This window comes from Variovorax sp. KBW07, assembly GCF_003852515.1.
Classification (GTDB): domain Bacteria; phylum Pseudomonadota; class Gammaproteobacteria; order Burkholderiales; family Burkholderiaceae_C; genus Variovorax.
This window is the reverse complement of sequence record NZ_QAJK01000250.1, coordinates 1-302: the sequence shown is the minus strand read 5'-3', so window position 1 is coordinate 302 and position 302 is coordinate 1. Positions and strand designations below refer to the sequence as shown.

The 302-nt window shown below is 69.5% G+C and carries 1 protein-coding gene; it reads left to right on the top strand.

Features of this window, described 5'->3' with window-relative positions; translation table 11 throughout:
* The coding region (locus DBV14_RS32870) for an aldehyde dehydrogenase family protein (protein ID WP_124466379.1) at window positions 1-302 on the top strand (302 nt) is incomplete at both ends.

Genomic DNA, 302 nt, shown 5'->3' with positions numbered 1-302 from the left:
GGCGAGCGCTGCATGGCGATCCCGCTGGTCGTGGCCATCGGCGACGACACGGGCGACGCCGTGGTCGCGGGCCTGAAGGCCGAGATCGCGAAAATGAAGGTCGGCCCCGGCAACGACAACGGCAACGACATGGGCCCGCTGGTCACCAAGCCGCACTTCGAGAAGGTCAAGGCCTTCGTCGATGCGGGCGTTGCCGCTGGCGCCAGGCTGGTGGTCGATGGCCGCGGCGTGAAGGTCGACGGCCACGACGGCGGCTACTACCTCGGCCCCTGCCTGTTCGACGGCGTGAAGCCCGGCATGAC